The sequence below is a fragment of the Shigella sp. FC1967 genome (genome assembly GCF_001743005.1).
Lineage (GTDB): Bacteria > Pseudomonadota > Gammaproteobacteria > Enterobacterales > Enterobacteriaceae > Proteus.
In genome coordinates this window covers 1-4,977 of sequence record NZ_MIIZ01000675.1, presented here as the reverse complement: position 1 = coordinate 4,977, position 4,977 = coordinate 1, and the positions used below count along the sequence as shown (strand labels likewise).

2 protein-coding genes and 3 pseudogenes are annotated in these 4,977 nt (G+C 34.0%); 3 read left to right on the top strand and 2 right to left on the bottom strand.

The window, feature by feature from the left end:
* The first annotated feature begins 423 nt into the window (after window positions 1–423).
* Window positions 424–1,408: pseudogene (gene zntB, locus BHE89_RS09455) on the top strand (zinc transporter ZntB).
* 310 nt (window positions 1,409–1,718) lie between these two features.
* Here the strand turns inward: zntB and ttcA are convergent.
* The gene (gene ttcA, locus BHE89_RS09450) at window positions 1,719–2,642 is read right to left on the bottom strand and encodes a tRNA 2-thiocytidine(32) synthetase TtcA (RefSeq protein ID WP_069369268.1); all 924 of its coding nucleotides are present in this window, start codon (window positions 2,640–2,642) and stop codon (window positions 1,719–1,721) included.
* A gap of 500 nt (window positions 2,643–3,142) precedes the next feature.
* Window positions 3,143–3,737 (bottom strand): annotated as a pseudogene (leuE, locus tag BHE89_RS09445) (leucine efflux protein LeuE).
* A gap of 435 nt (window positions 3,738–4,172) precedes the next feature.
* Between leuE and BHE89_RS09440 the strand changes: the two are divergent.
* Both BHE89_RS09440 and BHE89_RS09435 read left to right on the top strand, forming a co-directional pair.
* Window positions 4,173–4,472, top strand: a pseudogene (locus tag BHE89_RS09440) (putative quinol monooxygenase).
* Window positions 4,473–4,498: 26 nt separating this feature from the next.
* Window positions 4,499–4,816, top strand: a complete 318-nt coding sequence (locus BHE89_RS09435; protein WP_069369266.1) for a hypothetical protein — start codon at window positions 4,499–4,501, stop codon at window positions 4,814–4,816.
* The last annotated feature ends 161 nt before the right edge of the window (window positions 4,817–4,977 follow it).

The window sequence follows — 4,977 nt, the reverse complement described above, 5'->3', positions numbered from 1 at the left end:
AAAGCAAAAAATAAAGGAATAGCGATAAATTTTTTCATATTGATGACCTTATTTTAGGGTGCAATAAATGTATTAAAGTATATTTAGTATACACCAGACCGATGGTTATTATAAAATTACAGCAGGTAATTTTTTTATCTATAAAATAAAAATAAGTTACATGCCATTGTTTTTAAGTATTAATATTTTTAGCGTAATTATCAGTATTCAATTTAGTGTAATAATCCCTAAAAGTAATGAAAAATTATAGAGGTTTTTAGATAAAATGAAAAAAAATAGTGTTGATATACAGCTAACTAGAAAAGATTATAGGATCATAGTTCAAAATATAGCGTTATAAAATGAAGGTAGATTAATCATATTTGACAGTTGAGCATTGAATTCAAGTATTATCTTTACTGCAAAAGTTATGGAGGAAGCTAAGTGAAAACAATTAATGACTCTGTTATACAAGATTCAGATGCTATTTATACAGCGCAGCTTGATGGGCATGGAGGGGTAACAGAAATCACGGCAGAGACTGTCGCAACAAATGAAAATCCATATTGGGTGCACTTAGATTACCGCAAACCACAAAGTGCGCAATGGATACAAGAGGCAGAATTACTTCCACCTATTGCTAAAGATATATTACTTGCAGAGAGTGTTAGACCAAAAGCACAACGTATTGGTGAAAGTATCATCATTAATCTGCAAACAATTAATAATAATCCTAATGATCGACCTGATGAGCTTGTTGCTTTTAGAATTTATATTAACAGCCAAACAATCATTTCAAGTCGTCACCGCCGAGTCAATTCTGTAGATTCTGTTATTCATGCTTTAGAACTCGGTAATGGACCTGAAAATAGCGGTGATTGGCTAATTACGATGGCTGACGCAGTGACCGATGAAATAGGTGAATTTGTTGAGACGCTACATGACCAATTAATTGAGTTGGAAGATATGATCCTCGATCAACAAATACCGGCAAGAGGTGAGCTTGCATTATTAAGAAAACAGTTAATTGTTTTACGTCGTTATATGGCGCCTCAACGAGATGTCTTCTCAAGACTCTCTATTGAAAAGTTACCATGGATGAGTGACAGCGATAGAGTTACGATGTTAGAAATCTCAGAAAGACTTTCTCGACGCTTGGAAGATTTGGATAGTAGTATTTCTCGTACGGCGGTGATTGCAGATGAAATAACCTCCATGATGGCTGATGCGATGAATAGACGTACTTACACTATGTCGCTAATGGCGATGTTATTTTTGCCAACAACGTTTCTGACAGGACTATTTGGTGTCAATTTAGGTGGGATCCCCGGAAATGAGTTTCCTTACGGTTTTACCATTTTTTGTTTATCTCTCTTTATTTTGATTGTGATTGTTACTTGGTGGTTAAAGCGTAAGTAGGTGGTTGTAAATTTTCAGCAAATTAATCGTAACTAAATGGATTTAAAAAAAGAATTCTCTAACTCAGTTTGAGATTATATCAATTTTTTTAAAAATAGAACATCTGGCATTATAACTCTCGCAGGTGAATACAACGTTGAGCGATGAACGTTGTGCTCCATAATTGTAGTTTTTCTCATATTGAGTTCTTAATACAGAATAATTGACCATTATTATACCGATGTTTATTAACATCGTTTTTTTTTGCCAAAATTTATTATTGACTATTATTTAGCCATAAAAATCCTAAGCCCTGTATGCAAGGCTTAGGAGATAGTGCATTATTTCACTTCAACAATATCGAGTTTATTTTGGCTAAAGTCAGGACGTTCATCATCTTCTTCCTGGAACATCACAGGAACGGCTGGAATATCGTCTTTATCAAAAGCTAAATCACCGCCATTAATGACTTCATCACCATGTTTGATATTCGCAAAATCAAATAATTGAGTATCACATAAGTGTGATGGAACAATATTTTGTGTCGCCCTAAACATGGTTTCAATACGACCAGGATAACGTTTATCCCAATCTCTTAGCATCTCTTTAATAACTTGACGCTGAAGGTTCGGTTGTGAACCACAAAGATTACATGGAATAATTGGGAATTGTTTAGCTTGTGCGAAACGCTCAATATCTTTTTCACGCGCATAAGCAAGAGGGCGAATAACGATTTGTTTGCCATCATCACTCATTAATTTAGGGGGCATACCTTTAAGCTTGCCACCATAGAACATATTTAAAAATAATGTTTCTAAAATATCATCACGATGATGGCCTAAAGCAATTTTAGTTGCACCAAGTTCTGTCGCTGTACGATATAAAATACCACGACGCAAACGTGAACATAAAGAGCAAGTTGTTTTACCTTCAGGAATAATGTCCTTAACGATCCCATAGGTATTCTCTTCAACAATTTTATATTCTACGCCAAGCCCATTTAAATACTCAGGTAAAATATGCTCAGGAAACCCGGGTTGTTTTTGATCCAAATTGACGGCAATCAGTGAAAAATTAATTGGCGCACTTTTTTGTAGATTCATTAAGATAGAAAGTAGCGTGTAGCTATCTTTACCACCAGAAAGGCAGACCATGATTTTGTCGCCATCTTCAATCATATTAAAGTCAGCGATAGCTTGCCCAACATCACGGCGTAAGCGTTTTTGTAGTTTGTTGAAATTATACTGCTCTTTTGGGATGCTCATTTTTACGGTTCTATATCGTTGCTGATTATTCTGTAATTTGCCAAACAAGGCTTTGTTCTTCGTTATTTTGATACCTTAACAACATGATATATCAATAAAATATTGATAGGGTCAAATAATAAGTTGTATGAAAAACAAAGTTATTTATGGCAAGAAAATTGATAAGTCGCCAATGATACCAGATGGTAGGGTGGTTTCGATATAGATAACTACGGTTAAGCGATTTCAATGCGGTAAAAATAAGGCGTATAGCCTTATATAAACGGGATAAGGCTATTAAACTTTTTTTGTATCACGCGGTAATTATTAATAAACATAGACCTTAATAAGGTATGGTTGGTCGTTTATGTAAAAGAGCATTTTTTCTACGTTCAGTAGTTAATTGTGACAACGTATTGTCCGCGACAAAATGAACGCATCTTGAGGACAAAACCCAGTATAAGCAGGGTCTTGACCTCTATGATTATATAATAATATTAATGGATATATGTTATTAAAAATTATGATGATAATGTTGCTAATTTAGTCGCGAAGCCCATAAAGAAAAGTCCGATAACACCATTACCTAATTTAGCGATATTTTTACGTGAGCCAAAGAAACGAGCAAGGACTACACCACCAAAGATTAGAAAAGAGAGATAGATAAAGCTAAACGCTTCAAGCATGGAAGCTAGAATGAGATAAGATAATCCGGTATGTGCATAATTAAAATCAATAAACTGAACAAAAAATGAAATATAAAATAAAATGGCTTTAGGGTTGGTCATACTTAAAGTGAGCGCTTTTCTAAAAAACGTGTTTTTGTACTGTTGTTGTTTGTTCTGAATGTGATTTTTTAGAGAAAAAAAGTGGCATGGATAATTTTTATGCCCAAATAGAGAAGATAAAAAAGCACCTAAAAAAACGGACAATAGTAAAGAGTAAAGGAGAGGCTTTTATTACAGATGCAACACCAATAAAGGCGAGAAAAATTAAAATAGCATCACCTAAGAACACACCAAATGCCGCACGATACCCATCGCGAACCCCTCCAGATGCACTTGTTTTTAGTACATAGAGTGTATTAGGACCAGGGACAAGAATAATAAAAAACATGCCTGCAAGGTATGTCCAGATATTGAGTACACCAAATTGTTCAAGCCACACGTTAACCCCCAATCCTACTGTCACTTTATTACTGAATGAATTGCTATTATATAAAGAGAATCTGCATTATTTAAACGGATATTTTCACTTATACAGAAGATAAATGTTTGATGCTTACTGCTTTCTATTTGAAACAGTACTTTGTTATCACTTCAATAGGTTACTGCATCGTTTTACCTTTGTTTTCAAAATGAGTTCACGATTAAGGAACGAGTGTTTAAAGAAAAATAAAAAAGGTAGATTGAAAAATTAACGTTATTTTTATTGGTTTTAAAAAGCATATTTCTTATGTAAAGAGGGTAGATCTCTTAAGTTAACTAGACTATATTCATCTGTGTTTTTATACAGTATTCCGTGCTGTCCAGTTATGGTAAGGGAAAAGTGATGTTAAAAGTGATTGCTGAAGATTTTATTAAAACAGAAGCGATAGAAACTGTTTTTACCTCTTTATCGTGAACTTGTTGAAGCAACTAAGAAAGAACCTCTTTGTATTAGTTACAATTTATATGTTGATGAAAAAGATCCTGGCCACTTTATCTTTGTTGAACAATGGCCTGATCATGCTGCACTTGATGTGCATTGTGCTAGTGAACATTTTTCAGCGGCTTGTTCCTATAATTAATGCATATAAAAAAAGCTGAACCTAAATTTTTATTTATGGCAGATGCTTTTGATGAAAAATAATAGGAAGTAAAACAAGAGAGAAGGTGATGTTAGCGAAGTATATATCTCAAATTGTAAACCAAGAAGAGAGCTATGAAACTTTAAGTACACAGCGTTTTTCGGATAACTTAACAGAAATAACCAGAACAATTCATACTTGGCTGTTTTCTGATGGCGTCATCTTGAAATGCACAGAAGAGATGGAAACTGAATACTATGATAATGACGATCAATGTCCTGAACATTGGATCACTTGGGAAATTGTAGAGTCAAATAACAAACCGATTTCTCCTTGTCGAAAAGAGTTTTTTAATTTATGCCAGCAAAGCTTTTGGTTAAAAATGCAACTTGCTAATAGTCAATAATAAGAGCATCACAATCATTTTAATAGCGTTATTTGTTGATATAAATATAACGGAGTGAGTCATTGGCTGTTTTCTGATGGCGTCATCTTGAAATGCACAGAAGAGATGGAAACTGAATACTATGATAATGACGATCAATGTCCTGAACATTGGATCACTTG